Source organism: Sinobaca sp. SA16-1 (genome assembly GCF_059510515.1).
Genome location: NZ_JCAKFL010000004.1, coordinates 424,723 through 450,913, shown reverse-complemented (window position 1 = coordinate 450,913; position 26,191 = coordinate 424,723). Strand labels below are relative to the sequence as shown.

The following is a 26,191-nucleotide window of genomic DNA, read 5'->3' as shown; positions in this document are numbered from 1 at the left end:
AAGATGGAGAAAAAAACGCTGTATTTCTTATGTACAGGTAATTCGTGCCGGAGCCAGATGGCAGAAGGCTGGGGAAAAGAGCTGCTCACCAGTGAGTGGGAGGTAAAAAGTGCAGGCATTGAGGCGCACGGCCTGAACCCCAATGCGGTAAAAGCAATGAATGAAGTGAATATCGATATTTCCAATCAGACATCTGACATGATTGATACGACGGTGTTAAACAATGCAGATCTTGTTGTTACTCTATGTGGAGACGCAGCGGACCGCTGTCCAACGACGCCTCCTCATGTGAAGCGCGAACATTGGGGATTTGATGATCCGGCAAAAGCGACGGGAACAGAAGAAGAAAAATGGCAGTTTTTCCAGCGTGTCCGTGATGAAATCGGCGGCCGCCTGCAGGAATTTGCCAATACAGAAAAATAAAAGAGAGGGGATAATATCATGACATCCATTAAAATGTATGATCCTTCCATGTGCTGCTCTACAGGGGTTTGCGGGCCGACCACTGATCCCGAATTGACGAGAGTTGCGACAGCACTTCATATGCTGCAGGGGAAAGCCGAGATTGAACGCTACAATCTAAGCGCGGAGCCGCATGCATTTATTGAAAACCGCGATGTGCAGCAGATTCTTCAGAAAGAAGGGGTGGACGCGCTGCCTCTTACATTCGTTAACGACGAGTGCCGCCTGAAGGGGAGGTATCCTTCCAACGCTGAACTGGCTGAATGGACGGAAACAACCCCGGACGACTTAAAAGAAAAAAAGTCAGGGTTTACGATTGACCTTATGCAAAAATAAAAAGAAAGATGCCGAGAGAATCCGGCATCTTTCTTTACGTTTGGAGCATGCGTTTCACTGTGCGGTAGTACAATTCGGTGCCGGCAGCAATGTCTGCATCGGTGCTGAACTCTGCCGGATTATGGCTGATGCCCTTTTCGGAGCGGACAAAAATCATGCCGTAATCACAAACCCGGGAGAGGGGAAGAGCATCATGAAAGGGGCCGCTCATAAGATGTGGAATGCTGTCCGCCCCCATGCCGGAAGCCTCCTCTTTCATATAATTCATAATCCAGTCCGCGCAATAGCGGGGATCGCTCCTCGTATCTTCCTGCAGGTCGAGCTCAAGTCCCCGGCGTTCGCAGATCGCATAAAGTTCATCCATGAGCTTTTGTTCACAGACGTTGCGGCGTTCGAGGTCAATATCACGCAGATCAATAGTAAAGGAGACGGTTTCCGGAATAATATTCCGTGAATTCGGAAACAGCGTCATGTTGCCCACCGTTCCTACCGTAGGCGCCGGTGAATGTTCAGAAACAATAGCATGCAAAGCTGTGACAGCCTCTGCGGCGCCGAGAAGGGCATCCTGCCGCAGGTGCATCGGCACAGATCCTGCGTGCCCGGCAAATCCGGTAAAGGTTGCCGTCAGCCATAGAGGGCCGGAAATGCCGGTTACGATGCCGATCGGCTCATTTTTTTCCTCCAGTATGGATCCCTGCTCGATATGCATTTCCAGATAAGCCCGAATAGAATTCCTGGGATAAACAGAGGAGCTGAACTGTGAAGGGTCGCAGTTCATGCTGAGCAGCGCCTTCCGGCGCGATACGCCGTTCTCATCGGTACGCTCGAGCTCTTCTTCGGTCACCTCGCCTAAAATACCGCGGGAGCCAAACAGTCCTTTGTTGAACCGGGCCCCTTCTTCGTCGGCAAATGCAATGACGTCTACAGGCCAGGGAGGTGTTATTCCTTCCTCTATGAGTGTCTGTACGCTTTCTAATGCTCCCAGAACGCCTACAGGGCCGTCGAACCTTCCGCCATAGGGCTGACTGTCAATATGAGAGCCAAGCATAAGTACGGGGGCTTCCGGATCCTTACCTGCCCAACGGCCAATGAGGTTGCCGAAATGATCTATTCTTGCTTTAAGACCGGCCTCCTCCATCCATGCTTTTACCTGCTCAATCCCTTCCACGTCTTCCGGAGAATGAGCCAGGCGCCGTACGCCGGTGTCCTGAATTTTTCCGATCCGGGAGAGGGTATGAATGCGGTTTGTTATTCGTTTTTCATAAATGTGAGAAGAACTGCCAACTGTCATGTGATCCCTCATTTCTTTAGTATGAAAAAGGATATGGGATCGATTTTACAGAAAAAACGCAGCAGAGGCATTAGACATAATGTAACGAAATGTTTTGAATTGTTTAACATTAAGGAAGACGGCATAAGTATTTAAAGATTTGATTCAAGAGAAGAGGGGAAAAGAGGCAGGGGCACTCCTGCTTTTATATGGGTGTTTCTGCTATACTGTAACGAGCGATAAATACTACAACGCAAAGGAGTCAGCACCTATGATTGATCTGCATACCCACATTTTACATGGTATAGATGACGGCCCAAAAACAATGGAGGATTCCGTTGCACTGGCCCGGTCGGCGGTGGAAGCAGGGGTTGAATCCCTCGTGGCAACTCCTCACCATCGTAACGGCATGTTTACAAACAGCGGAGACATGATCCGCAGCAAAGTACAGGAATTAAATTCCCTGCTTGAATACGAAGAAGTCCCTCTTGAAATAAAACCGGGACAGGAGATTCGTATTAACGGGGACATACTCGAAGAGTTGAAGGCCGGAACGGCGCTTACCCTCAATGACAGCCGCTATTTACTGATTGAACTTTCTTCGGTGGAAGTGCCTTCTTATTTAAAGCGACTTTTTTATGACCTTCAGGTGGCGGGCTATATTCCATTAATTGCCCATCCGGAACGAAACAAGACTTTTGTGTCAGAACCGGGAAAGCTGTTTGATATTGTAACAAACGGAGCCATTACCCAAATTACAGCGGAAGCTCTGTCAGGAAAAGGAGGCAAAGCGTCCCAGCAGTTCTGCGAAACGCTGATTGAACATAATCTGGCCCACATTATTTCTTCTGATGCCCACGGCATTGACCACCGTCCGTTCGCTTTAGCTGAAGCCTATGCCCATGTAGATGACGTATTTGGCCCGGAAATAAGCAGTATGTTTAAAGAAAACGCAGCGGCTATCTTTGATGACCAGCCTGTGGGATTGGATCAGCCGGAACCATTTGAAAAAAAGAAAAAGAAGAAAATATTTGGTATATTTTAAAAAAAGAGACTCCGCCTGAGTGCAGGCTGGGGTCTCTTTTACCATCTATCTAATAGAAGAACGAGGCTGCCGAACGTTCCGTGGAACCGAAGCCGGGTTTGTAATAAGCCTGTCTTTTAAATAACTTGTTAAAGGGCGCTCGATATAGGAGTAGACCAGGCAGCCGCCTGCTGAGGAAAGAAGGATAAAAAGAAGGGTAGTCACCCACCCTCCCAACAGGTCAAACAAGGAAAGTGCGGCAAACAGCTCGGAAAGCATATCGAGAAGAACGAGGTGGGAAAGGTAAATAGAAAATGCGGCTCTTCCTAAATAATCCAGAGCCCGTGGAAGATAAATGTCCTTTCTAAGATCAATGGATCCCAGGCCGATGAGAAGAAGAACAGAAGCAGCTCCTGTCGTGAAATCAAAAGCTAAAGGAAGCCATTCGTAATGGTAGTTGGCCCAGGTGAGCGGAAATCCAGCCAACCCGGCGGCAGTGAACAGCCAGCCTGCCCTGGAAGGAAGAGGTGCGCGGAGCACAAGCCATGCACTCGCTATCCCGGCGGCAAACATAAGGTTATACTGGCTGAATGCAAAATAAACAAGCTCTTGTTCGCCGGGTACCATACCAAATGCATACACAATGGAGCCTGCGATCCAAAAGATAAAAAATCCCCGGACGAGCTTCTGCTGTTTTAAAAAAAGCAGAGAAAAGACCGCATAAAACAATACTGTGTGAATCAGAGACCAGGCAACAAGAAGGATAGGATCAAGCGCCTGATTACTCGGAAGCAGAAGCAGCGAATACCACAGTGTGGCGGCTTCTGTTTCGTGACCGGCGCCAAAATGAGCCGGCAGAAGGATAATAACCATCAGCCATACGAAGGATAAAATCCAGTACAGTGGATAAATCCGAATAAACCGCTGCAGCAGATAAGGACGGAGCTCCTCAGGCCGGGCCATTTTTTTATAATAAATATAAAAAACCATAAAGCCGGTTAACGCAAAAAAGTAGTTCACCCCGCCGGAAAGCGGATAAGCGGAAAGCCCGAGAAAATTAAACTCAAAATAATACATGACGCTGGCCGCTGCATGAAACGTTACGACCATTAAAGGGACTAAAGCTCGTGAAAATTGAATAAGAGCCAGTTTTTTTCGCGGCACCGGGTTCTCCTCCTGTTTAAGTAAATGTATGTAAAAAACTGTACCACGATTTACATTCTTAATAAAGAACAAAAAAGGTCTTTTGAAAATAAAAAGCAGGAAAACGCTCTGCCACAAAGAAAGAAAAACTAAAAGAAGGAGGAGAACAGCATGAATAGTATTCATTTGATTTGTTTAGGAGTAAAAGATATCTCAGCCTCGCTGGCTTTTTACCGGGATGGCCTGGGATTTGAAACAACAGCAGAAGGAGAACAGCCTGCGATTGTCTTTTTTAATAACGGGGGCACCAAACTGGAGCTTTTTCCACTGGAGAATCTGCAAAAGGAAATAGGCGAAGCAGCAGCGGATACTGCAGAAGGGTTTCCCCGTTTTACTCTTGCTCATAATACGACCTCTAAAGAAGAGGTGAACGCAATGCTGAATCGGGCGGAACAAGCAGGAGCGGTGATTGTAAAAAGAGCAGTGGTACAAAGCTGGGGAGGATACAGCGGCTATTTTAAAGACCTGGACGGGTTCATATGGGAAGTGGCGTACGGGGAAGACTGGGAATTCGATGACCAGGGCATGCTCATTATTCCTTAAAACAGTGCCTTTTTAATAATTGACAAATAACAGCCCGTGCGATTTAATCAACACGACCCACCGTTTTTTTTGGTATGAAATGGTGTGTTCACATAAGAAAATGGGAGAAGACAGATCATGAAAAAAAGAACATACCAGGAAGGAACGCACAGGCACTTTCTGGCCCTGGCCCTTCCTTTAACCCTGGCAACGATTACGACCCCTGTTCTTGGGGCAGTGGATACTGCCGTCGTGGGTTATTTGGATTCACCCCATTATCTTGGCGGCGTGGCTGTTGCCGCCCTGATTTTTAATACGCTCTACTGGCTTTTTGGATTTCTACGTGTCAGTACATCAGGCTTTACAGCTCAGGCAGCAGGGAAAAGCTCTGCTTCGGATATGAACACATTGTTTGCCCGCCCGCTGCTGATAGCAGCCCTGATCGGTTCTCTTTTTATTGTATTTCAGCTCCCCATTAAAGAAGCAGCCTTTGCGCTGCTTCAGCCTCCGGCACAGGTGGCGGCACAGGCTGATGCCTACTTCAGCTTTCGTATTTGGGGGGCACCGTTTGCGCTGATGCAGTACGTCGTCATCGGTTGGCTTGTAGGCAGCTCCAAAGTAAATATAGCGCTCCTGCTTCAGCTGGGCGCGAACGTGCTCAATATGGGACTGGACGTTTTGTTTGTGTTCTACATAGATATGGGAGCGGCCGGCGTCGGCCTTGCTACGCTGATTGCCGAAGTATCCGCCGCCGTCGCAGGACTCAGCTATATTTTATGGAAAACCAGGATACCTTTTTCTTTCTTCCGGTCCAGCGGTCTGTGGAAAAAAGAGCCTTTGCTGCACATGCTGCGCGTTAATCGCGATTTATTTATCCGGACTATCTGTCTGCTGGCAGTGTTTGCCTGGTTTACTTCTTCCGGGGCTGGATTTGGAGAAGTAATTCTTGCTGCCAATGCGATTTTATTTCAAATTCATTTTATTATGGCTTACTTTTTCGACGGCCTTGCGAACGCCGCGAGTATTACCTCAGGTCGTGCGATAGGCCGGCAGGACAAACCGCTCTTGTTCAGTACGATGAAGATAGGAATGCTGTGGTCTTCTGCAGTAGCCGCTGCCGTCACTGTTATCATGCTGCTTGCCGGACCTTCTATAGTAGGATGGTTTACATCGATTACGGAGGTTCAGGAAACTGCAGTGAAGTACAGCGGCTGGGTGGTATGGTTTCCTGCCGCTGGATTTGCCGGACTGCTGCTGTATGGGATCTTCATTGGAGCGACGCAGACTGCTCCGATTCGCAATTCACTGATTTATTCAATGATTGTCTTTTTTATCGTGCTGTGGGCAGCCCTGCCGGTTTTAGGTAATCATGGTCTGTGGCTTGCCTTTATTGTGTTCTCCTTGTCCCGTTCGTTCGTACTCGCAGCTTACATCCCCAGGCTCCTGAGAGATTCTTTTAATGAAACAAACACCAGAGAACAGATGAGAGAAAAGAGAGCGTAATGAAAAAAGAACCTTTTCCCTTTTAGGAGGGGGAAGGTTCTTTTGTGCCTGGTTTTCTATCCCGCACGAGCAGCAAGTAAGCAAGAAGAGCTAACCCGTCTGCTGTAAAGATAACCACCCCCATAGGAACAGCCGTATCTTCCCCGGCAATACCCACTAAAGGGGCCGCAGCTGCCCCGAGAATAAAGGGAAGAAGACCTAAAAGAGCAGACGCGCTTCCGGCCCGGTGTCCCTGTGTTTCCATTGCGAGCGAAAACGAGGTGGTGGCAATGATGCCCACACAGAATACAATAACAAAAATAGGAATAACAATGCCGATTAACGGCGCTTCAATCAATGTCATAACCAATAACACGGTACTGGCTGCAAAGGTAAGGATGAGTCCCATGGAGAGCAGCTTCTTTTCCGGTACAATACCGGCCAGACGCCCGACAATCTGGGTCCCGATAATTAAGCCGATGCCGTTCATTCCAAACAGGATACTGAATGTCGTAGGAGATACGCCGTAAATGCCCTGGTAAATGAACGGAGTCCCGGACACGTAGGCAAAAATACCGGCCATCTTAAACCCCTGCGCCAGAGAGTACCCCGTAAAGGAACGGTCTTTTAACAGCGAGCCAAACGTACGGACCGTCTCGCCGATATTGCTTTTAGATCGGTTTTCGACGGGAAGCGTTTCCGGAAGGCCCCATACTACGGTAGCAAACATCACCACGGCAATGGCACTTAAAACAATGAAGATGCCGTTCCATATCGTGAACTCCAGAATAATTCCGCCGAATACGGGAGCTAAAATAGGCGCCAGCCCGTTAACGAGCATCAAAAGGGCAAAAAACTTTGTTAATTCTCTTCCCTGAAACAAATCACGGACGATGGCTCTGGATATAACGATGCCTGCGGATGCAGCAAAGCCCTGGATAAACCGGCAGATGATAAGCACCCAAATAGTGGGGGCCATCGCACAGAGGATAGAAGCTGCAAAAAAAGCAGCCAACGCTCCTAAAAGCGGGCCTTTTCTGCCCCGGACATCGCTCATCGGTCCCATCACCAGCTGACCTACAGCCAGGCCGAGAAGACAGGTAGTCAGGCTCAACTGCACAAGGGAGGCAGTAGTCTCCAGGTCATCAGAAATGGAGGGGAAGCCCGGCAGATACATATCAATTGTCAGAGGGCCAAAAGCAGCAAGAGAACCCAATACGGCAGCCATCCATAGACGACGTTTAGGAGAAAGGATAACAGCCATAAAAACGCCTTCTTTCTTTTAATATATGTTTCCATTGAATGTATACAGCAATTCTTTAATTGTAACGCAAAAGTGAAAAAAGGAAAGAGATTGCTTATTCCTCTGAAACCGCCGTCGTTTCTTGTTATAATGAAAGAAGATAGAGAGAGGCAGAGGAGGTTATCCCTTGTTGATGTGGGAAGGCGTAATAGTGGCAGGAATAATACCTCTTTTACTCATTGTTTTGCTGCTGGTAGTGCTGGCAAAACAATTTGGAGGTACGATTACCACTTATGTAAGAGATACACATTTTGATTACAGTAATTTAGAAAGTGGCCAGCTTGTTCCGGCGGAGCCGGACACAGCTACAAGGCTGACCGTTACTTTATTCGTGCAGGCCCACAACAGCTCAGCCTCCACGAAGGCTGTTTATAACAGGCATATCGCCGTAAAGGATAAAACTGGTGCAGTAATACGCATTGAACTGCTCGAACAAAAACAGATCGTGCAGGACGGGGAAAAGCAGGTGGTAAAAGAACCTGTGGGCATTATCAATATGCCGCCCGGACATTTACAGGAATGGCGGCTCGAAGGAGTCATGCTGGCCAATCAGCCGAATTTAACGACCCCGCTTGCTGCTTTTACTGATGCAAAAAGTTTTACATTTGCTTACGATGTGCAGAAAAAGAAAGCCGGGCAGGCGAAAAAAGGAACAAAGACCCTGCAGCATGAATCGTGAAAAAATGTGTAAATTGTAACACCCGGAAGGAATTATCGTCTTAATAGAGAAGTCTTTTTTAAAGCAGAAAGAGGAGGAATAGTGATGAGCTACGTAAAGAATGATCCAGAAACAGAGGAATTTATTCAATCACTCGAAGAACCCCAAAGAGAGATCTACCTATTTATGCGCAAGGAATATGACATCTTGACAGAACAGGGTGAGCATTTCGATGAAGCAAAAAATGATGAATATGTAGAACAAAAAGCGAGCGAGCATTTTGATATTTCGTCAGAAGAAGCAGGAAATGTTTTTGCTAAAACAGAATCACAGATCCGTTCCTTCCAAAATTACAAAATTTAAGCTGACTTTCTGGTCTTATCCTTATACGTATATAACAAAGTCCTCCGGTTTCGGGGGACTTTTTGTGTGTATCTGCATTTCACACGCATCGCTCATCAGAGCCGGTTTCTTTCTGGAAAAAAGGTGATTTAAAAGAAGGATGAGAAAGGGGCTTATGAATGCCGATATTGGAAAAATCAGTCGTTCTGGACTATACCTATAAAAACAGACAGCAGCATTTTTTATCCATCTGGCTTGCTGTTCCCCCTCAAATGGCCTGCCAGCAGGTAAAGAAGATAACGTACTCTAAGGAACCAGAGCATCATTCCAAATACCTGGGACAGGAGCTTGCGTTTTATCGACTCGCTCCGGGGGAGGCAGTTTATGTAAGCACGGAAATGAATCTGTACGCCTCTTCCCTTGAAGAAGCGGAGGAGCCCGAGAGCCTGTCCCCGGAAGAAAAAAAGTTCTATCTGCGGGATACTTATTTAAGTCCGGTTAATGAATCCATGCGTGCAAAAGCGTTAGCGGCAGCGGGGGAAGGAGCCGATCCTATGGATAAACTGCAGGGCTTGTTTGAACATATTTACTCTACATATACATATCACTTCCCGCCTAAACGACGAGGAGCACCTTTTTTTTTAGATGAAGGAAAAGGGGACTGCGGGGAGTTCTCCTTTCTTTTCTGCTCCTATGCCCGTGCTTTAGGAATTCCCTGCCGAACGGTCATCGGAGCATTCACCAAAAAATTTCAGCCGCACGTATGGAATGAATGTTATGTAGACGAATTCGGCTGGGTCCCTGTAGACACGAGTGTGGCTGCGTCGTTGAAAAAAACCGATACTTTAATGAGACATCCGCTGCAGCGGGGGGAAAGTACGAGGGTTTTTGATTATTTTGGAGACTTTTCAGGACGCCGTGTGGTGTTCTGTCTTGATGCGGAATGGCCGCTTTCTCCAGAATATCACGATGCCGATGTGCCGGACGGCTACCAGCTCAGCACGTTCGGTAAAGAAGACTTTGCCTACGGCTTTCAGAGTCTTGACGGCGCAGCCCCCTATCTCCAGCCTATTTATACAAAGTTCGAAGACGAGCCGTTCCCTGGGAAGATTAAAGACGTGCTGGGTACCTGGAACATCGGCGATGACAGCCTGTATCTGCAGAGTCTGCTGGGGGTGAAGCGGGCTTCTTATTACTTGTTTATCACGGCGATGATTGCCGGGTTAGCAGCTATTCCACTGACGGACCATTCTTACTTTCTGGCTGCAGGATACATAACAGGTGCGGTGGGACTTGGTGCTTCTATTTTAAGAAAAGAATATAATGGATTGGTTATACTAGGATTTTTTGTTCTAGTGCTCCTTTCGGTTCTATACCTAATCGTATAAGACATCATTGACAAAAAGAAGCGGCTCCCATTATGCTGATAACAGAAGTTACCCTACGGAAAGAGAGGTACCCTGCCAATGAAGCAGTAATCCTGATCAAGAGACGTGCCTATCATAAATGATGAAAAGCAGTAAACGTCTAGACAGGATTAGTTTGTCTTCATAGGGTACCTTTGTGCAGCATGCATATTTCCTAATAGGAAACGTGTGCCTTTTTGACAACGGCTGATCCTCTCTAGCACATCTAGGGAGGTTTTTTTATGTTGGCAGCTGAAATAATAAACGTGGAAAAAAATCACGGCACCCGCCGAATTATTCAAAGCGCAAATTTAAAAATATATGAGAACAGTCGAATCGGTATTGTCGGAAAAAACGGAAGTGGTAAATCAACACTTCTTCACTTAATTGCCGGTATGGACGAGCCGGACAAGGGAAAAGTGAATCTGTCGTGGAAACCGGCGGTTATTCCACAGATGGAGCAGACTGAAACGTTCTTTCTAACCGCGAAAGAAAAAGAAATCTGGGGAATTCCCGGTATGGACGGCACAAATAGGAGCGGGGGAGAAGAAACGAGGAAGAAAATCGCAGAGGCGTTCTCGGCAGATACACGAATTCTCCTGGCAGATGAACCAACCAGCCATTTAGACATTCAAGGAATCAAACAGCTGGAAAAAAACCTGCAGCGTTATCGCGGAGCCATCGTACTGGTTTCCCATGATGAAATGCTGTTGAATGCCGTCTGTGCGGTAATCTGGGAAATAGAAGACGGTATGATTACAGAATATCCGGGAAATTACAGTGCCTATCAAAACCAGAAACAGCAAGAAAAAAAGCGGAAAGCAAAAGAATACGAAAACTATCATAAAGAAAAGAAGCGACTCGAAGCAGCTGCGGAAGCAAAAGAAAAGCATTCCCGCCAGTTGAAAAAAGCGCCGAGCCGCATGGGGAATTCGGAAGCCCGCCTGCATAAACGCAGTGTCGGCCGCCAAAAAGCTAAATTAAGCCGGGCCGGGAAGTCAGTAGAAAAACGAATCACTCAGCTCGATCAAAAAGAGAAGCCCTTTGAACAAACCGCTTTGAGTTTTGAACAGCAGCCGTTTACTCCGCTTTACGGAAAGTCGGCTGTATTATTAGAAGAAGGCAGTATTTCCCGTAACGGCCGGCTGCTGTTTCATATGAAACGCGCAGATGTGACGCCTGGTACTAAGTTAGCTGTCACCGGTGCTAATGGATGTGGAAAAACAACGCTTCTGCAAAAAATATATCAGCAGGCAGAAGGTGTCAAAACGGCCAAGCCTGCTGTGATAGGAAGCTTCGATCAGCAGATTTCCCAGCTTAACCTGCAAAAGTCCGTTCTGGAAAACGTGAAAGAGGACAGTCCTTATACCGAAACATTTATTCGAACGGTGCTGGCCGGCTTTCAGTTTAAAAAAGAAAAGGTCCATCAACCTATGGTTTCTGTCAGCGGAGGAGAACGAGTGAAAGCGGCTTTACTAAAAGTTATGATGGAGCCTGCTAACCTGCTGCTTCTTGACGAACCGACCAATTATTTAGATGTCGAAGCAAAAGAAGTATTAAAAAAACTAATTCAAACGTACCCTGGCACCATTATTTTTGTTACGCATGATAGAGAGTTTACGGCCGGTACGGCGACACATGTAATGGAGATTAAATCAGGTAAAGCTGAAATAAAGAGGATGGCCGAGCCGGAACAGCTCCCAGACGGAGAGGCGGCAGAAAATGAGGCACTGCTGGAAATGAAGATAACAGAAGTGCTCAGCCGCCTGGGACAAGCAGAGGATGAAGAGAAAATAAAACTGGATCAAACCTTTCAGAAGTTATTAAAGCAAAGAAAAGAGCAGCGCTGAGCTGTTCTTCTTTTTTTGAACTGGTATCCCCTCCTGATTAAAAAAATAAGGATATATATACAGTGGTTGTCAAAAATCACGAAGGCTCCCTTTAGAAAGAGTAAGCCTAAAATAACCAGGAGGCGATGAGATTGTACAGAAACTTAGCTCAGCTTGTAGATGTTAGAGGACAGGTCAAAAGAAACGGATCGTTTGCTTCGAGATCATGGTCCCAAATTACAGGTATTGCCCGTCATCATTCAGCAACAACGTCAGGAGACGCATTTTCGTTTGCCAATTATCACGTCGATACACTCGGCTGGCCGAGCGTCGGTTACCATTTTGTCATTACAAGAAACGGGACAATCCAATGGGCAAACAGCGTAGACCGCGTTTCCTATCATGTAGGAAATAACAACACTCCTTTGATTGGGGTCTGTCTGGTAGGCAGCGGTTCTTTCACTGCGGCGCAGGAACAATCTTATTTTGATCTGGTGACAGCTCTTCGAAGCACAAGCGGTATTAATGTATCCGTCGCAAACTTACGCGGACACAATGAATACCGGGGTCATACTTCCAACGCCTGTCCTGGTATCAACATGGATATGGTACGAGCAGCCATAACGAACGGACATCCAGTAGGGAGCCCCGGACGCCCGGTGCTGCGCAGAGGCGACAGCGGGCCGGAAGTGCTTATTCTGCAAAATGATCTGCTGGCTGCCGGAGAAAGCCTTCCGCAGTTCGGGGCGGATGGGGATTTTGGCGCAGAAACGGAAAATGCCGTACGTTCTTTCCAGCGAAAAGCGGGCCTTACCGCGGATGGCATTGTTGGTTCCCAAACCTGGAACGCACTTGACCGGGAAAAAGTAGAAGGGCGGCTGGTAGTTGTTACCGCTGCTTCAGTAAATGTTCGTTCGCGTCCTTCTTTTGCTGCCGACGCTGTAGCCGGCCAGGTGTTCCAAGGCGAAGCATTTACGGTGGTGGAGATAGTGGCTGTGCCAAACAGCTCGTCTACCTTGTATCGCCTGGTGTCCGGGCTCTATATTACGACAAATGAAAGCTATGTAACGCTTCGTTAACAGGAAGGTGTTTAGTAAAATGAAACAAAAAAATACCAAAAAAATATTGTTGTATAACGTACCGCTTATCGCCCTGGCTCTTGGGACATTCTTTGGGCTGAATAACTTAACAGAAATTGAAACTGCTGTGTCGGCGCTTATTTCCTCTATTTTTGCGGTGCTGGCTTCTATTGGCATTTACTCGAGCAATGAGCAGCTTACCGTAAGATCCTCCAAAAACTAAAATGCCTGATTTATGCTTAAGCAGGACCCGGAAAAAGATTTCCGGGTCCTGCTTTTTTTATGTTATTCACTTTTTAACGGGTTTTTTAGAGAACAAAAAGTTGCTCTTTAACGAAAATTTTTACGAGGCTCGAAAGGAAAATAATCAACTAACAGTCAAGTAGAAAATTCCTGAAACCTCTTTGAGTCTTAAAGCACCAAAGAGATTTCTATTTCAATATAGAGAATATATTCTTTTGGTTATTTTTAGAAAAGAATGAAATTTGAAGGAAATCAAAGAATAAGCTATTTAGTTCGTTTTAAAGAACTTAGAATGCTTTATATAGTTCCAAACCGACTTTGTATTCTTTTTAAAGAACGTTTAAATTCTTTATTAAGAATAAAAAAAGATTTAGGGGGATGGCGGATGAAGAGAAACAAGATGCTGGTCTGGGGTTTGGTGCCGTTATTACTTATGAGTGTTTTTCCAGTGAACACGGCAGAAGCAGAGGCTGAGGAAGCGGAAAAAGCAGTCATAATGTATTCTTCAGAGAACGATGAGGTAGAGGAAAATCAAAAGGTGCTGGATGGCATGATCAGCCGGTATACGACAGATATTACCTACGTAAGAGCGAACGATGCAGAAGCAGAAGATCTGGAAGGAGCTACGCATCTTTTCTACTATGGTCAGGTGGAAGAAGATCTGAATACAGAAGCAGTAGATCTGTTTGCTGATTTTGATGGTACAAAAACCGCCATTGGTCTCAACGCAGATCAATTAAGTTCCCAGCTTGATCATGTGGATACTTCTTTACAGGAAAAAATGTCGGGTGCTCACGAAGCGGATAATGAAGACAATGCCATTGAATTTGAACCTCAGGCTATGTTTCCTGCCGACCCTTCTGATTCGGCAGAAGTGCTGCTGTACGGAACAGATGGAGATGAAGAGAATGCGTTGTTTTTTATAGAAGATGATATACACTACTATGCTGCCCCGGACTTAGAGTCTATACACGCTGTTTTGCTTGCTAAGGAAATGCCAGGCCTATTCAATGCACCAGAGGAAGAGGGTCACCCGGGTTATTTAAGGCTGGAGGACGTTCATCCTCTAGCGGATGCAGAGCAGTTACAGGAAATTGCTGATTACCTGAAAGAAGAGAATATTCCATATATGATAGCGGTTATCCCTATTTATACCCATCCGGAAACGGGAAGGGAGTATCGTTTTTCTGACAATAAAGAGCTTACTTCTGTATTACAGGAGATGCAGGAAGATGGGGCGAGTATTGTGCTGCATGGGTATACTCATCAGTTTAGATCAAGTGAAACAGGTGAAGGATTTGAGTTCTGGGATGTTGAGAATAATATGCCGATTTATCATGATGCAGACGAAGAAAACGTAGTACAGAAAACAGAAGAAGATTTCGACAGCCCTGAAGAATATGAAGCTTACAACCAGGAAAATCTGGATTATGAAAGAGCCTATGTAGAAGACAGAATAGAGAGCGGTATAGATGAATTAGCTAAATATAATTTATATCCGCTGGCTTTCGAAGCCCCGCACTATACGATGTCGCAAAATGGATACGAAGTCTTGTCTGAATACTTTACTACCTATGTCGGCCAGGTCCAGCTGAGCGATGAAAACTGGGAAATTATGCGGCCAATCCCAACGGTAGGACAGCCGACGTATCTGCATGGCATGACTCTTTATCCGGAAACAATGGGATATGTACAGCCGGACGAACCGGACTCGGTTGATCTGATGATGAAAAGTGCAGAAGAATATCAATTTATCGATAGAGGCGTCACCTCTGGTTTCTATCATCCTTATCTCGGTCTGGACGGCCTGATTGAAGTAGTGGAAGGTATGAAACAAATTGAAGGTATTGAATGGATTGATTTAAAGGAGACAGACAGTGAGGTAATAACAGACAGAGTGGAAATAAGAGCAGATAATGGCGAGATTGACGTTGTGAAGGATCATATCGCTCTTTATACATCAGGCTTTTCTTATCCCCTCTACTTTTTAAATAATACTGTTGAAGCAATGGTACGGATTATAGCTGTAATTGGTGGACTGGCGGTGCTGACGTTTTTCTTTTACATTTTCAGAAACCGTTCGCAGGTAAATAAAAGATAGGGGGAGGAAACCGTATGGCAGATGTATTGTTATATACTTCATTGTTTATTATCTGGCTGATGTTGTTTTATCATATGTTTCTTATGCATGGGGGGTATTTGTACTCGTTAAAGCACAAAAAAATAGAGGAGGATTGGACAAGTGAGCCGGTTGAGCTTCCGACCGTGAGCATACTCATTCCGGCTCATAACGAAGAAGTAGTGATCGAGCAGACCATTCAGTCGATGATCGCCCTTCGATACGATAAAACAAAACTGGAAGTAATCGTTATTAACGATAATTCCAGTGATAATACCGGCCATATAGCTGACTTATATGCAAAAAAACATTCATTTATTAAAGTCGTGCATACAAAACCTCCTAATGTTGGTAAGGGTAAGTCAGGAGCATTAAATCAGGGATTAAAGCATGCCGGTGGTGAAGTGATAGTTGTATATGATGCAGACAACACTCCTGAGCCTGATGCTGTTTACTACCTGGCACTTGGTCTTGCAAAAGATAAAAAAGCAGGCGCCATCGTCGGTAAGTTCAGAGTGACAAATGCCAATCAGAATCTGCTCACCCGGTTGATAAACGTCGAAACGCTGACGTTTCAATGGCTTGCTCAGGCAGGCCGCTGGTACTGGTTTAAAATGACTACTATTCCTGGAACAAATTTCGCTATCCGTCGTTCTCTATTAAAGAGGCTGGGCGGATGGGACGAAAAAGCCTTGTCGGAAGATACAGAATTAAGCTTTCGGGTGTACAATCTCGGCTACTATATTCGTTTTTTCCCTTCTGCTATTACATGGGAGCAGGAGCCTGAGACTCTTAAAGTATGGTGGAAACAGCGTACCCGATGGGCGCGGGGCAATGAATACGTCATTTTTAAATACTTGTTCTCCCCAATGAAAAACAAAACTGTTAGATTCGACCTTTTTTACTTTTTGTTTACCTATATTCTTTTCTTCTCCGGGATCATTTTATCGCACGCTATTTTCGTATCGAACCTGATTTTTGATTTGGAGCTGAGTATCGGCCCTATCTCTATCGCACTGCTTATTACCGGCTTTCTGCTTTTTGTAACGGAGGCGTTGATCGCCCTGAGTATGGAAAAAAAGCAGCTGACAGCTAAGAATACTCTGGTGGTGGTGCTGATGTATTTCACTTATTCACAGCTTTGGGTGGCGTTAGTTGCTTATGCGACGGTGCTCGAAATCCGCAGAGTGGTCTTCAAGCAGGAAGTGAAATGGTATAAAACGCAGCGTTTCAAGCAGGGGACGGAAGAAAATACAACGAAACAGAGGAGCGGATAATATGATAAAAGTCATGACAATTCTAGGTACACGGCCGGAAGGAATCAAGATGGCTCCGGTCATTCAGGCATTAAATCAGAGCGACCAATTTGAAAGTATATTTGTTAATACAGCTCAGCACAGGGAGATGCTGGACCAGGTGCTGGAGCTGTTTCATATTCTTCCGGACTATGACTTAAATATTATGCAGAAGGGACAGTCTCTGGAAGAGCTGACAAGCCGGATATTTCTAGGACTGTCGCCTATTATAGAGCAGGAGAAACCAGACCTGGTGCTCGTCCATGGCGATACAACAACGACGTTTATAGGTGCCTACGCTTCATTTCTGAAGCAGGTGCCGGTCGCTCATGTGGAAGCCGGGCTGCGGACAAATAATATGAAGTCGCCATTTCCGGAAGAGGCCAACCGCCAGCTGGTGGGACGAATTGCAGACTATCATTTTTCCGCAACGGCTGCTAACAGAGAAAATTTACTTCAGGAAAATGTTGAAAATGAAAAAATTGCTGTTGTCGGCAATACCGTGATTGATGCTTTACTGACGGTCGCCGATAAACCATATGCTTTTCCAGAGCACCTCGAGCCTATATTCCTTTCAGGCAAAAAAACCATTCTGCTGACGACACACCGCAGAGAAAATCTGGAAGAAATGCAGCACGTCTATAAAGCGGTAAATCGACTGGTTAAAGAAAATGATGATATCCAAATCGTATTTCCGGTTCATAAAAACCCGGTTATCCGAAAAAAAGTAACAGAGACAATAGAAGATACATCGAGGGTTCATCTTATTGAACCTTTGGATTATGAAAACTTTGTTCACGTAATGAAGCATTCCTATTTGGTTATTACCGATTCAGGCGGGATCCAGGAAGAGGCCCCTGCTTTAGGCAAACCGGTACTTGTCGCGCGTAATACGACAGAGCGGCCGGAAGGTGTGGAAGCCGGAACGTTAAAGCTGGTAGGAACGTCGGAAGAGATGATATATACAGAAGCTTCCAGGCTCCTTAATGATGAGCAGGCGTATCACGACATGAGCCAAATAAAAAATCCATTCGGAAATGGAGAGAGCGCTCAGGCTATTTTACAACATATCCAAAACTGGAAGGCAGCCGCCCTCAATCTTGAGCATAAGTCAGAGTCTATCATTTAAAGGAGTGGGGAGTGGTTGAAGATGCTGGTGATCATTCTAATTGTTGCAGCCTTAATAGGAACAGGCATTTATTTATATTCTTCCTCGTCGTCCTCGTCGTCCACCTCCCCTTCGCCTTCTTCAGAAAGGGTGGTGGACGATAAGTACCCCGTTTCCGGTTTCATTCAAACTTGGATGGTAAATGATAATGGGACCGTGGCCACTTATATGCAGGACGGGGATGTAGAAGATTCGGATGAGGTAAAGGGAAGAGAGTCATTATCGGAAACACTCGGCTTATGGATGGATTTTGCCGTTGAAGAAAATGATGAAGAGCTGTTTCAGAAAGGATTTGAACAGCTGGACACATATTTTCTAGAAAGAAACGGATTTGTTAACTGGAAAATTCAAGAAAACGGCGACAGACTGGAAACAACGAATGCTTTGGTAGATGATATCAGGCTTGTGGAAGTGCTTTACAAAGGATTTGAGAAGTGGGAAAGGCCGGAATATGAGGAAACAGCCCGAAGTATTGCTGCCTTTACGACCGACAATAATGTAAATCAAAATGTGTTGACCGATTTTTATGAAACGAACGATGAATATGCCAGCGATGTAATTACGCTCTCCTATATTCATATGGAGGCACTCACTCGAATGAGAGACGAAGGATTGCTGGAGGAGCAGATTTATGAAAACATGGAAAGAATATTACAAGATGCACCCTTGCGAAATGAGTTTTTTCCAAAAGGCTACAATGTGGAAGAAGAAGAGTACGAATACGACGAAAGTGTTAATATTGTTGATCAATCCCTCGTAGCTTTATATAAAGCGCAAAGCGGAAACCGAACCGATGAATTTCTTGAATTCATACGTAAAGAAATGGATGATCATGGAATGGTATTCGGTCAATATGATATAGAAACAAAAGAAGAAAATGTGGATTATGAATCCCCTGCTATTTATGGGATTCTTGTAATGTACTGCCTGGCCGAAAACGAAGAAGAGCTGGCAGTGGATATATTTGATCGTTTAAAAGTCCACCAGAACAGCAGAAATAGTGATCAATATGCAGGAGGCTATTCTGTATACGATGATGATACCCATGTTTTTGATAATCTGCTGCCCTTACTGGCGGAACAGGAGCTGCGCAAAAATGAGTTAATTTAAATCCATTACTAAACAAAGATCTGCTGCAATTGCAGCGGATCTTTGTTTTGGCCTGCCTTTTTGGAAGCTTAGAGCGGAGGTGAGGAATATAAAGCCCGCCGCAGTTCTGCTGCAACGATGTTCCATGCTGCAAGAGCTTCTTTTTTAGGACCGGTGTTCATAAATGTATGACCGCAGTCTTTAAATAATTCATAACGGACCGGAACCTGTGCTTCTGTCAGTTTGTTAGAATAACGTTCTATTTCAGGGCGGAAGGCATCGTGTTCACCGGCAATGATTAATGCCGGAGCCACTCCGCTTACGTCTGCTGCAAGCACAGGGGAGGCCAGCGGGTGGGAGGCTTGTTCGATTGTCGGTACATAGCAGGCATTTAAAAATCCGGCGGCCTGCGGGTACTTTGCCCGCAGTGGATCCGGCTCGGGCTTATCAGCATGGGGAGTAATGAAGTCCAGCATCGGTACAGAAAGAACCTGCAGCAACGGCTGTTTTTCCCTGCGCTGTTTAAGCAGCAGACAGACAGCTGCTGCCAGGTTGCCGCCGGAGCTCTGGCCGCCGACTGCTATGTTATCTGTATTGATTCCCAGGGTACGACCGTTGCTGCGCAGCCATTGGATTACTTGATAACATTCTTCAAGAGCTCCTGGAAAAGGTGTTTCAGGGGCCTTGCTGTAGTTAACGTTAACGACCACAGAGCGGGCCTGGTTAGCTATATACCGGCAGTATGGATCGTCCATGTCTTTGTTATTCATAATAAAAGCTCCGCCGTGCAGGTTGATATATACGGGCAGCGGTTCATTTGTGGATGTTAAAGGATAATAGCAGGTGAGACGCAGCGGGTGACTGTCTGTTTCGAGTGAAATGTCCTGTACCTTTTGGACGGCTTCCAGATCCACCATGGATCTGCCTGCGTCTTTATCAGGAAGGACGCGTAGTATGTTTGCAGCAATTAATTTCAGCATAAGGAGTCCTCATTTCTTTTTTTACTTATACCCTTCTCCGCTGAAATATAATCGAAGCAAGGGCTATAGAGAGTAATTTCCAGGTGAAACGGGTATATTAGAGAAAGGAAAAAAGTCTGTTACCGCTTCCTTTTTATTTAAGGAATACACACAATTTTATTATAAAGGAGTCTGCAATCATGTCCGAACACGTAACTGTTATCGGCGGAGGACTGGCAGGTATGGCATCTGCGATCCGTTTAGCCGGAGAAGAGTATAATGTAACGATTATTGAAAAAGGAGAACGCCTTGGCGGCAAACTCAATCAACGGGTGGGAAAAGGGTATATTTTTGATACCGGCCCGTCTATTTTGACGCTTCCCTGGGTGCTGGAAGAATTGTTTGAATCCGTTGGTAAAGACGTGCACGACTATTTAGATATACAGCGCATTGAACCAGGCTGGAGAACCTTTTTTGAAGACGGCACGAAAATTGACTTAACGAGCGACCTTCCTAAAATGCTGGAAGAATTAAAAAAGGTATCAAAAGATGATGCCTCCCGCTTTTTTGAGTACCTGGATTACTGCAATAAAATGTATGATTTGAGCATGAAGTCTTTTTACCGGGATAGTATTTCAGGCGTGTCGGATCTCCGGGCCAACCATTCCCTGAAAGAGATGTGGGCTATGGATCCGTTTCATTCCCTAAACCAGACGACGGAACGGTTTTTTAAGGATAAGCACCTGCAGCAGTTGTTTAATTTCCTCATTATGTATATCGGCTCTTCGCCTTATGAGGCTCCTGCCATGTTGTCCCAGATGACCCATGTCCAGCTGGGCGTTGGTGTTTTTTATGTACAGGGAGGCATGTATAAGATAGCAGAGGCTATGGAAAGCGTGCTCGAGGAGCAGGGCGTGGATATTCGCCTGAACACGGAAGTAGAGAAAGTAGTAACTAAAAAGAAACAGGTAAAAGAAGTCCATTTAGCGGGCGGTGATGTGCTTACTCCGGATCTTGTTGTATCGAATTTGGAAGTGATTCCTTTTTATGAGCATTTGATGGAGAGCAAAAAGCTCCGTAAAAAAGCTCTGGCCGACCGCAAAAAATTTGAGCCTACAGTATCCGGCCTCGTGCTCCTGCTTGGAGTGGACAGTAACTACGATAAGTTATCCCACCATAACTTCTTTTTCTCTGAAGATCCTGAAAAAGAGTTTCACCAGATTTTTAAAGAAAAGAAACCGGCCGACGATCCTACAGTATATGTCGGAATTTCTTCAAAAAGTGATTCTTCGCAGGCGCCTGCCGGCAAAGAAAATATGTTTGTACTGACACATGTGCCGGCGCTGCAAAAAGGAGAAGACTGGAACAAAAACCTGGCCGGCTACCGCGATATTGTCCTTTCCAAGCTTGAACGTATGGGAATGACCGGTCTTCGCGATCGGATTGAGTATGAGCACACGTTTACACCAAACGATATTGAATCTCTCTACGGCTCTAATGGGGGATCTATTTACGGAGTGGTAACAGACCGCAAGCTGAACGGTGGATTTAAGATGGACACGAGAAGCAGCGTAGTAGATAATCTTTATTTTGTCGGAGGTGCAACACATCCAGGAGGCGGTGTACCGATGGTAACCCTTTCCGGCCACATGGCAGCCAATGCTATCCTGGAAAAGCATGGAAGTCCCAAAAAAGCTGTAAAATCCTGAGGTGAATAATCATGTGGTTTCTTGTAACAGCAGTACTGGTGACCCTTCTGCTTTTTTGGCAGAGGGTCTCTTTTCCTATCGTACCGAAAAAAGACACTGGAACTTATTCGGTTATTATTCCAGCACGTGATGAAGAACAAAACCTGAAACGGCTGCTGCCGTCTCTTTCAGCTGTTTCTAATGAAAAGCGCGAAATCATCGTCGTTGATGATGATTCCAGTGATGGAACAAAAGAGACCGCGGCCTCTTTCGGGGTGAAAGTAATCAGTACTCCTCCTCTTCCTGAAGGATGGATGGGCAAGTCCTGGGCTTGTTTCCAGGGAGCCCGGCAGGCAAAAGGAGACACTTTCTGTTTTTTAGATGCGGACACGTGGTTTTCAGCAGACGGCCCGGATCGAATGATTCGATACTTAGAACAATCGGAAGCCGCTTCTTTTGTCACGGTGCATCCTTTTCATTTTATGTATTCTTTTTGGGAAAAGCTGTCGGCCGTCTTTCACCTGGTCGTGTTTGCCTCTTCTGGAATAACCCATATTTTTGCGAAACAGAGCAAAGCCCAGGGCGGCTTTGGGCCGTGTCTCTTAATAAATCGGGATATCTATTGGGAAATGGGCGGACATGAGTGCATCAAAAAAGAAATTGTAGAACATTTAGCCTTTGCCCGAAAAGCACAGCTGCAGGGAATAGAAACCCGAGCTTTCAGCGGCAGAGGTGTATTGAATATGAGAATGTATGAAGCAAAGCTTGGGGATGTGATTCAAGGCTGGTCGAAAAGCTTTGCTTCTGGAGCAAAAACGGCTTCCCCATGGCTGACTGCAGCAAATGTAATATGGATTACAGCCGTCGTTTCTTTTTTCGTGAACAGTCCTGAAGCTGGATGGTGGAGTCTGGCGGCCTATTTGGCCATTGCGCTGTGGCTCTACAGAACGCTTCGGGATATTGGGAACTTTCAGTGGTTCGATGCCCTGCTGTTTCCGGTATACTTTTTGTTTTTTGTAATGATATTCATCTACTCGCTGCTAAAAACGTTTTTCTTTAAAAAAGCAACATGGAAAGGCCGTAACATTGCAGGAAAGTAAGGAGAGGGGGCATTAAAATGATTTGGATAAATGCAGCGGCATGGCTTTGTATTCATTTAAGCATTGGAACTGCCGTGTATTTTCTCCCTCCCTCTGTCATAGCTTCTTTTCCATGGCTGTATAAAATTCGAAAATGGGAAAATAATGGGCGGGTATACGATGCGCTTAAAATAAAGAAATGGAAGCACCGTCTCCCGGAAGCCAGCACCTGGACAAAGCTTGGTATTCCCAAAAGTACGCTGCGTCTGCGAAAGGCGGAAGACGTTGCAGCATTTCATACGGAAGCAAACCGCTCCGAGCTTTCACATTGGCTGCAGATCCTTCCGGCTCCTCTTTTTTTCTTGTTTAATGAACCATGGGTCGGCTGGATTATGATTGTTTACGCGTTCTGCTTTAATCTGCCCTTTATTATGATTCAACGTTACAATCGGGGACGGCTGCAGCGCTGGAAAGAAAAACGTGCCTAGAGGAAATGAAAGGCCAATGCCTTCAACGATGATAGTGTGGGAAAATAAAGAAAGACTGTAAATTTCCATCATTTTTTATACAATAAATGGAAATTTAAAAGATGAGATATAGCAAAAAAACCGGGAGAAAAAACGCTTCCGGTTTTTTTTATGTTATTTTTCTTTTTTAGAAATAGTAAATGCCTGCTTCATGCCATTTTTAATAGAGAACCTGCCGTACATCAGCACGCCGCCTTTGTATATTCTGGCAGCCAGCATGTTGATAAAAAAAGCACTGGCGGTAAGAATGGTAATGATCAAGATGATTTCCCATGTCGGAACCGTAGTCATACCGATTCTTAAGAAAAGCAGCTGTGGCGTGAAAAAGGGAATATACGATAGAATTTGAATGATCGTTGCATCCGGAGCATTCAAGCCGAAAATGGCTATAAAAAATGCAACCATAGCTACGTAGATGAGCGGCTGGATCGCCTGATTTACTTCTTCTGCCCGACTGACAAGCGCTCCCAGCATAGCGGCGATACCGCCATAGAGGAAATAGCCGAGTACAATGAAAAGCAAAGCGTATAAAAGCAGGGATACTTCAATGGCTTCACTGAATAAGCCTTCCAGAATGTTATCACCGCTGATGGCATCTCCGATAAGCGCGGCGACAGCCAGTACGGCTATATTCAACAAACCGACAATACCGATACCGACAAGCTTTCCAAACATCTGTGTAATAGGGTTAACGCTGGAAACAATTAATTCCATCACCCTGGAGGATTTTTCAGTAGCTACTTCCGTTGCGATCATCGATCCAAACATAATAACGAGCAGGTAAATTGCAAAGACAAGGGCATACACCATCCAATAGGCTTGATTATGAGCTTCTTCGGTCTGCACTTCCGCGCCTTCAGTGAGAGGCTGCTCGGAAAACGATACCGGCTCGTAGATGGTGGCGAGCTGCTGCCCGTCAAGGTTCAGCTCGTTTGTAACAAACCCTTCTTTAATGCGCTGTACATCCTGGTTAATGACCTGGCCATCCTGAAAATCGCTTTCGCTTCCGTATAAGACGGCGTTCAGTTCAGACGGTTCTCCTTCCAGAGTCAGTACAAAAGCATATTCTTCCTCTTCTGCTGAAGCCATGGCCTCTTCTTCTGTACCGGAATAATTTTCATAGGCAAAAGAGCTTTCTTCATAGGAAGCGAGAGCTGCTCCCATTTCTTCCTCTTCTGATGTATTATCAATAACCGCTATGTTCGACCGTTCTCCGGCCTCGTCATCGGAAAAAGAGGACAATATGCCGGCAGCGTTCATTAATCCTATAACAAGCACAATGGTAACAAGGCTCGACCAGAAAAAGGATTTGGAGCGTACGCGTTTTGTCATCGTATGGGCAACGGTAATCCAGAAATTATTCATCGTTTTCTACACCTGCCTTATCAATAAAGATATCGTGCAGGCTGGGCTGTTCGACTTCGAATTTACGCACGAATCCTTTTTCAGCAATGCGCTGAAAGACAGGTTCTGCAATGGTCTCATCCTGGACCCGCAGCACGGCACCGTCTTTATGCTGCTGCAGGTCCAGCACGCCGGGAACCTCATGAAGAAAAGCCAGGTCGTAGTCCGCCTGCACCGATATATTTTTCACGCCGTAGGAACGCTTTATGTCCCGCAGGTTTCCTTGCAGTACGGCTTTTCCGCGCTTTAGCATAATCAAGTCTTCACACATTTCTTCTACGTTTTTCATTTGATGGCTGGAAAAAACAATAGTCGTGCCTTGCTGCTGGATATGCTGCACAGCCTGCTTCAGCATATCGGTGTTTACGGGATCGAGCCCGCTGAAGGGTTCATCTAAAATCAAAAGCTCGGGTTTATGTAGGACAGCTGCAATAAACTGGATTTTCTGCTGGTTTCCTTTGGATAATTCTTCAATTTTTTTGTTCTCATACTCTGGTACTTGAAACGTTTCGAGCCATTCTTGAAGGGCGGGAATGATACTGGTTTTTTTCATCCCTTTCAGACGCATTAAGTAAATAATCTGTTCTTTTACTGTCAGCTTGGGATAAAGGCCTCTTTCTTCCGGCAGATATCCAATTAAACTGGTGCGCTTATAGGAGAGAGGGCGGCCGTCCCAGGTCACGGAGCCTGAAGTGGGATCAAGCAGTCCGAGAATCATGCGGAACGTAGTGGTTTTGCCGGCTCCATTCGCTCCAAGCATGCCAAACATGCTGCCTTTTTCTACAGATAACGACACCCCATCTACTGCTTGATGAGAGCCGAATCGTTTCGTGACATTGTCAATAACGAGCGTCAATGGTCATACCTCCTGGCCGTAGTAGTTGGAACAGCTTAGACAGTTTCTGTCTTCTTTTACTATGATGGAATGCAAAAATAATATCAATTCTTTTGGTATATTATTATATACAGTTAAAAGGTTAAAGGTTTTTAACAAGCCTGATCGTGATCGGTATCTTTTTCTCTATTAACCCAGTGTCCGTCTTCGAGCTGATACCCTTTTCCTTTCATCCGGATAATATAAAAAACAAAGGAAAGGACAGTGCCGCCGGCGAACAGGGAAGCTTGGATGGTTACATCCCTTAAAGGGAAATCAAAATAGTAGTAAACAAAGAAAAAAGCTCCTGCATAAACTAAAATGGCAGCCAGCATATCCGGCTTCAGATCAAAATCTTTATCCGCCTGGGATAATGATTTTTCAGTCGTTTTCTTCAAGCGGGTGTCTGCATAAATAGAGATCCCGACTAAGGGAATCAATCCGCCGATGTATCCATAAGCCACTCCCGTAACCGGATCATCGACGATATACTCTATGACAGAAGCTGTTCCCAGATAGATCACAATAAGAAAAAGACCACCAAATCTCAGCTGCCACTTAGACGGATCAAATCTTCTTTTCATTCGATACACCTCGCTGTAGAGAAATTACCGGGACTGCTCAAGTCTTCGCCGGCCGGCCCGGCAGCCTGAATAAGAAGCGGCCAGGGCGGCAATAGCCGCGGGAATACCTTGAAACAACAAAAAGAACAGAAAGAAAGGAATAATTATGTACCGCTTTTTGAACCGGGAGGAGGCAGCAAACGAAACAAAAAAAGCGAATAGAAAAATGACTGCATGAAATAAAATAAATGGACCAATAGGCATAGC

The 26,191-nt window shown here is 45.5% G+C and carries 26 protein-coding genes; 18 read left to right on the top strand and 8 right to left on the bottom strand.

Features of this window, described 5'->3' with window-relative positions:
* The first annotated feature begins 3 nt into the window (after positions 1–3).
* Complete coding sequence (gene arsC / locus AC5W2J_RS14055) at positions 4–423, top strand: arsenate reductase (thioredoxin) (protein ID WP_496060078.1); 420 nt, start codon at positions 4–6, stop codon at positions 421–423.
* 18 nt (positions 424–441) lie between these two features.
* Positions 442–798, top strand: coding sequence for an arsenite efflux transporter metallochaperone ArsD (gene arsD, locus AC5W2J_RS14050; RefSeq protein WP_496060077.1), 357 nt, complete (start codon positions 442–444; stop codon positions 796–798).
* Positions 799–832: 34 nt separating this feature from the next.
* On the opposite strand, the gene AC5W2J_RS14045 is transcribed toward arsD, so the two are convergent.
* The gene (locus tag AC5W2J_RS14045; protein WP_496060076.1) at positions 833–2,089 is read right to left on the bottom strand and encodes a M20 family metallo-hydrolase; all 1,257 of its coding nucleotides are present in this window, start codon (positions 2,087–2,089) and stop codon (positions 833–835) included.
* Between the two features lie 250 nt (positions 2,090–2,339).
* Between AC5W2J_RS14045 and AC5W2J_RS14040 the strand changes: the two genes are divergently transcribed.
* Entirely contained in the window at positions 2,340–3,113 is a 774-nt protein-coding gene (locus AC5W2J_RS14040; protein ID WP_496060075.1) for a tyrosine-protein phosphatase, read from the top strand.
* Positions 3,114–3,158: 45 nt separating this feature from the next.
* Here AC5W2J_RS14040 and AC5W2J_RS14035 read toward each other — a convergent pair whose 3' ends face one another.
* A complete protein-coding gene (locus tag AC5W2J_RS14035; protein WP_496060074.1) occupies positions 3,159–4,256 on the bottom strand; it encodes an acyltransferase family protein in 1,098 nt (365 codons plus the stop codon).
* Between the two features lie 150 nt (positions 4,257–4,406).
* Here AC5W2J_RS14035 and AC5W2J_RS14030 point away from each other — a divergent pair, with 150 nt between their 5' ends.
* Together AC5W2J_RS14030 and AC5W2J_RS14025 are read left to right on the top strand one after the other, a co-directional pair.
* The gene (locus AC5W2J_RS14030) at positions 4,407–4,838 is read left to right on the top strand and encodes a VOC family protein (RefSeq protein WP_496060073.1); all 432 of its coding nucleotides are present in this window, start codon (positions 4,407–4,409) and stop codon (positions 4,836–4,838) included.
* 117 nt (positions 4,839–4,955) lie between these two features.
* Complete coding sequence (locus AC5W2J_RS14025) at positions 4,956–6,320, top strand: MATE family efflux transporter (RefSeq protein ID WP_496060072.1); 1,365 nt, start codon at positions 4,956–4,958, stop codon at positions 6,318–6,320.
* A gap of 22 nt (positions 6,321–6,342) precedes the next feature.
* Here AC5W2J_RS14025 and AC5W2J_RS14020 read toward each other — a convergent pair whose 3' ends face one another.
* The gene (locus AC5W2J_RS14020) at positions 6,343–7,563 is read right to left on the bottom strand and encodes a multidrug effflux MFS transporter (protein ID WP_496060071.1); all 1,221 of its coding nucleotides are present in this window, start codon (positions 7,561–7,563) and stop codon (positions 6,343–6,345) included.
* Between the two features lie 172 nt (positions 7,564–7,735).
* On the opposite strand from AC5W2J_RS14020, the gene AC5W2J_RS14015 reads away from it, so the two are divergent.
* The 10 genes from AC5W2J_RS14015 to AC5W2J_RS13970 all read left to right on the top strand — a co-directional run bounded on the left by AC5W2J_RS14015 (position 7,736) and on the right by AC5W2J_RS13970 (position 18,851).
* Complete coding sequence (locus tag AC5W2J_RS14015) at positions 7,736–8,281, top strand: hypothetical protein (RefSeq protein WP_496060100.1); 546 nt, start codon at positions 7,736–7,738, stop codon at positions 8,279–8,281.
* 84 nt (positions 8,282–8,365) lie between these two features.
* Complete coding sequence (locus AC5W2J_RS14010; RefSeq protein ID WP_496060070.1) at positions 8,366–8,623, top strand: hypothetical protein; 258 nt, start codon at positions 8,366–8,368, stop codon at positions 8,621–8,623.
* 158 nt (positions 8,624–8,781) lie between these two features.
* A complete protein-coding gene (locus tag AC5W2J_RS14005) occupies positions 8,782–9,990 on the top strand; it encodes a transglutaminase-like domain-containing protein (RefSeq protein ID WP_496060069.1) in 1,209 nt (402 codons plus the stop codon).
* A 260-nt stretch (positions 9,991–10,250) separates the two neighbouring features.
* Entirely contained in the window at positions 10,251–11,858 is a 1,608-nt protein-coding gene (abc-f, locus tag AC5W2J_RS14000) for a ribosomal protection-like ABC-F family protein (RefSeq protein ID WP_496060068.1), read from the top strand.
* A gap of 131 nt (positions 11,859–11,989) precedes the next feature.
* Positions 11,990–12,916, top strand: coding sequence for a peptidoglycan-binding protein (locus AC5W2J_RS13995; RefSeq protein WP_496060067.1), 927 nt, complete (start codon positions 11,990–11,992; stop codon positions 12,914–12,916).
* Between the two features lie 19 nt (positions 12,917–12,935).
* The gene (locus tag AC5W2J_RS13990; RefSeq protein WP_496060066.1) at positions 12,936–13,139 is read left to right on the top strand and encodes a hypothetical protein; all 204 of its coding nucleotides are present in this window, start codon (positions 12,936–12,938) and stop codon (positions 13,137–13,139) included.
* A gap of 405 nt (positions 13,140–13,544) precedes the next feature.
* Positions 13,545–15,260, top strand: coding sequence for a DUF2334 domain-containing protein (locus tag AC5W2J_RS13985; protein WP_496060065.1), 1,716 nt, complete (start codon positions 13,545–13,547; stop codon positions 15,258–15,260).
* A 14-nt stretch (positions 15,261–15,274) separates the two neighbouring features.
* Positions 15,275–16,555, top strand: a complete 1,281-nt coding sequence (locus AC5W2J_RS13980) for a glycosyltransferase family 2 protein (protein ID WP_496060064.1) — start codon at positions 15,275–15,277, stop codon at positions 16,553–16,555.
* A gap of 1 nt (position 16,556) precedes the next feature.
* Positions 16,557–17,702, top strand: a complete 1,146-nt coding sequence (gene wecB, locus AC5W2J_RS13975) for a non-hydrolyzing UDP-N-acetylglucosamine 2-epimerase (protein ID WP_496060063.1) — start codon at positions 16,557–16,559, stop codon at positions 17,700–17,702.
* 174 nt (positions 17,703–17,876) lie between these two features.
* The gene (locus AC5W2J_RS13970; RefSeq protein ID WP_496060062.1) at positions 17,877–18,851 is read left to right on the top strand and encodes a hypothetical protein; all 975 of its coding nucleotides are present in this window, start codon (positions 17,877–17,879) and stop codon (positions 18,849–18,851) included.
* Positions 18,852–18,919: 68 nt separating this feature from the next.
* On the opposite strand, the gene AC5W2J_RS13965 is transcribed toward AC5W2J_RS13970, so the two are convergent.
* Positions 18,920–19,810 carry an alpha/beta hydrolase gene (locus tag AC5W2J_RS13965; protein WP_496060061.1) on the bottom strand — a complete coding sequence of 297 codons (891 nt, stop codon included), beginning with the start codon at positions 19,808–19,810 and terminating at the stop codon, positions 18,920–18,922.
* A 179-nt stretch (positions 19,811–19,989) separates the two neighbouring features.
* On the opposite strand from AC5W2J_RS13965, the gene AC5W2J_RS13960 reads away from it, so the two are divergent.
* Genes AC5W2J_RS13960 through AC5W2J_RS13950 form a run of 3 tightly spaced genes read left to right on the top strand, consistent with a single transcriptional unit; the run spans position 19,990 to position 23,044 of the window.
* Positions 19,990–21,498 (top strand): phytoene desaturase family protein, encoded by a 1,509-nt coding sequence (locus AC5W2J_RS13960; RefSeq protein WP_496060060.1) that lies wholly within the window; start codon positions 19,990–19,992, stop codon positions 21,496–21,498.
* An 11-nt stretch (positions 21,499–21,509) separates the two neighbouring features.
* Positions 21,510–22,577: a glycosyltransferase family 2 protein gene (locus tag AC5W2J_RS13955; RefSeq protein ID WP_496060059.1), complete on the top strand. Its 1,068-nt coding sequence runs from the start codon at positions 21,510–21,512 to the stop codon at positions 22,575–22,577.
* Positions 22,578–22,594: 17 nt separating this feature from the next.
* A complete protein-coding gene (locus AC5W2J_RS13950; protein WP_496060058.1) occupies positions 22,595–23,044 on the top strand; it encodes a glycosyl-4,4'-diaponeurosporenoate acyltransferase CrtO family protein in 450 nt (149 codons plus the stop codon).
* 153 nt (positions 23,045–23,197) lie between these two features.
* On the opposite strand, the gene AC5W2J_RS13945 is transcribed toward AC5W2J_RS13950, so the two are convergent.
* From AC5W2J_RS13945 to AC5W2J_RS13930, 4 genes are all read right to left on the bottom strand, one after another.
* Positions 23,198–24,448, bottom strand: coding sequence for an ABC transporter permease (locus tag AC5W2J_RS13945; protein ID WP_496060057.1), 1,251 nt, complete (start codon positions 24,446–24,448; stop codon positions 23,198–23,200).
* On the bottom strand, positions 24,441–25,343 hold the full coding sequence (locus AC5W2J_RS13940) for an ABC transporter ATP-binding protein (RefSeq protein ID WP_496060056.1): 903 nt from the start codon (positions 25,341–25,343) through the stop codon (positions 24,441–24,443). Before AC5W2J_RS13940 ends, AC5W2J_RS13945 begins: the two co-directional genes overlap by 8 nt.
* A gap of 131 nt (positions 25,344–25,474) precedes the next feature.
* A complete protein-coding gene (locus AC5W2J_RS13935; protein WP_496060055.1) occupies positions 25,475–25,945 on the bottom strand; it encodes a hypothetical protein in 471 nt (156 codons plus the stop codon).
* A gap of 24 nt (positions 25,946–25,969) precedes the next feature.
* Positions 25,970–26,188 carry a hypothetical protein gene (locus AC5W2J_RS13930; RefSeq protein ID WP_496060054.1) on the bottom strand — a complete coding sequence of 73 codons (219 nt, stop codon included), beginning with the start codon at positions 26,186–26,188 and terminating at the stop codon, positions 25,970–25,972.
* Positions 26,189–26,191 lie beyond the last annotated feature (3 nt).

What these genes read in the sequence shown, in the direction of transcription:
- AC5W2J_RS13970 (WP_496060062.1), top strand. Translation starts at nt 17,877, where the DNA reads ATGGTAAATGATAATGGGACCGTGGCCACTTATATGCAGGACGGGGAT.
- abc-f (WP_496060068.1), top strand. Translation starts at nt 10,251, where the DNA reads ATGTTGGCAGCTGAAATAATAAACGTGGAAAAAAATCACGGCACCCGC.
- AC5W2J_RS13930 (WP_496060054.1), bottom strand. Translation starts at nt 26,188, where the DNA reads ATGCCTATTGGTCCATTTATTTTATTTCATGCAGTCATTTTTCTATTC.
- arsD (WP_496060077.1), top strand. Translation starts at nt 442, where the DNA reads ATGACATCCATTAAAATGTATGATCCTTCCATGTGCTGCTCTACAGGG.
- AC5W2J_RS14025 (WP_496060072.1), top strand. Translation starts at nt 4,956, where the DNA reads ATGAAAAAAAGAACATACCAGGAAGGAACGCACAGGCACTTTCTGGCC.
- AC5W2J_RS14040 (WP_496060075.1), top strand. Translation starts at nt 2,340, where the DNA reads ATGATTGATCTGCATACCCACATTTTACATGGTATAGATGACGGCCCA.
- AC5W2J_RS13990 (WP_496060066.1), top strand. Translation starts at nt 12,936, where the DNA reads ATGAAACAAAAAAATACCAAAAAAATATTGTTGTATAACGTACCGCTT.
- AC5W2J_RS14015 (WP_496060100.1), top strand. Translation starts at nt 7,736, where the DNA reads ATGTGGGAAGGCGTAATAGTGGCAGGAATAATACCTCTTTTACTCATT.
- AC5W2J_RS13950 (WP_496060058.1), top strand. Translation starts at nt 22,595, where the DNA reads ATGATTTGGATAAATGCAGCGGCATGGCTTTGTATTCATTTAAGCATT.
- wecB (WP_496060063.1), top strand. Translation starts at nt 16,557, where the DNA reads ATGATAAAAGTCATGACAATTCTAGGTACACGGCCGGAAGGAATCAAG.
- arsC (WP_496060078.1), top strand. Translation starts at nt 4, where the DNA reads ATGGAGAAAAAAACGCTGTATTTCTTATGTACAGGTAATTCGTGCCGG.
- AC5W2J_RS14045 (WP_496060076.1), bottom strand. Translation starts at nt 2,089, where the DNA reads ATGACAGTTGGCAGTTCTTCTCACATTTATGAAAAACGAATAACAAAC.
- AC5W2J_RS13955 (WP_496060059.1), top strand. Translation starts at nt 21,510, where the DNA reads ATGTGGTTTCTTGTAACAGCAGTACTGGTGACCCTTCTGCTTTTTTGG.
- AC5W2J_RS13980 (WP_496060064.1), top strand. Translation starts at nt 15,275, where the DNA reads ATGGCAGATGTATTGTTATATACTTCATTGTTTATTATCTGGCTGATG.
- AC5W2J_RS14030 (WP_496060073.1), top strand. Translation starts at nt 4,407, where the DNA reads ATGAATAGTATTCATTTGATTTGTTTAGGAGTAAAAGATATCTCAGCC.
- AC5W2J_RS13945 (WP_496060057.1), bottom strand. Translation starts at nt 24,448, where the DNA reads ATGAATAATTTCTGGATTACCGTTGCCCATACGATGACAAAACGCGTA.
- AC5W2J_RS14020 (WP_496060071.1), bottom strand. Translation starts at nt 7,563, where the DNA reads ATGGCTGTTATCCTTTCTCCTAAACGTCGTCTATGGATGGCTGCCGTA.
- AC5W2J_RS14010 (WP_496060070.1), top strand. Translation starts at nt 8,366, where the DNA reads ATGAGCTACGTAAAGAATGATCCAGAAACAGAGGAATTTATTCAATCA.
- AC5W2J_RS13935 (WP_496060055.1), bottom strand. Translation starts at nt 25,945, where the DNA reads ATGAAAAGAAGATTTGATCCGTCTAAGTGGCAGCTGAGATTTGGTGGT.
- AC5W2J_RS13965 (WP_496060061.1), bottom strand. Translation starts at nt 19,810, where the DNA reads ATGCTGAAATTAATTGCTGCAAACATACTACGCGTCCTTCCTGATAAA.
- AC5W2J_RS13960 (WP_496060060.1), top strand. Translation starts at nt 19,990, where the DNA reads ATGTCCGAACACGTAACTGTTATCGGCGGAGGACTGGCAGGTATGGCA.
- AC5W2J_RS13985 (WP_496060065.1), top strand. Translation starts at nt 13,545, where the DNA reads ATGAAGAGAAACAAGATGCTGGTCTGGGGTTTGGTGCCGTTATTACTT.
- AC5W2J_RS14005 (WP_496060069.1), top strand. Translation starts at nt 8,782, where the DNA reads ATGCCGATATTGGAAAAATCAGTCGTTCTGGACTATACCTATAAAAAC.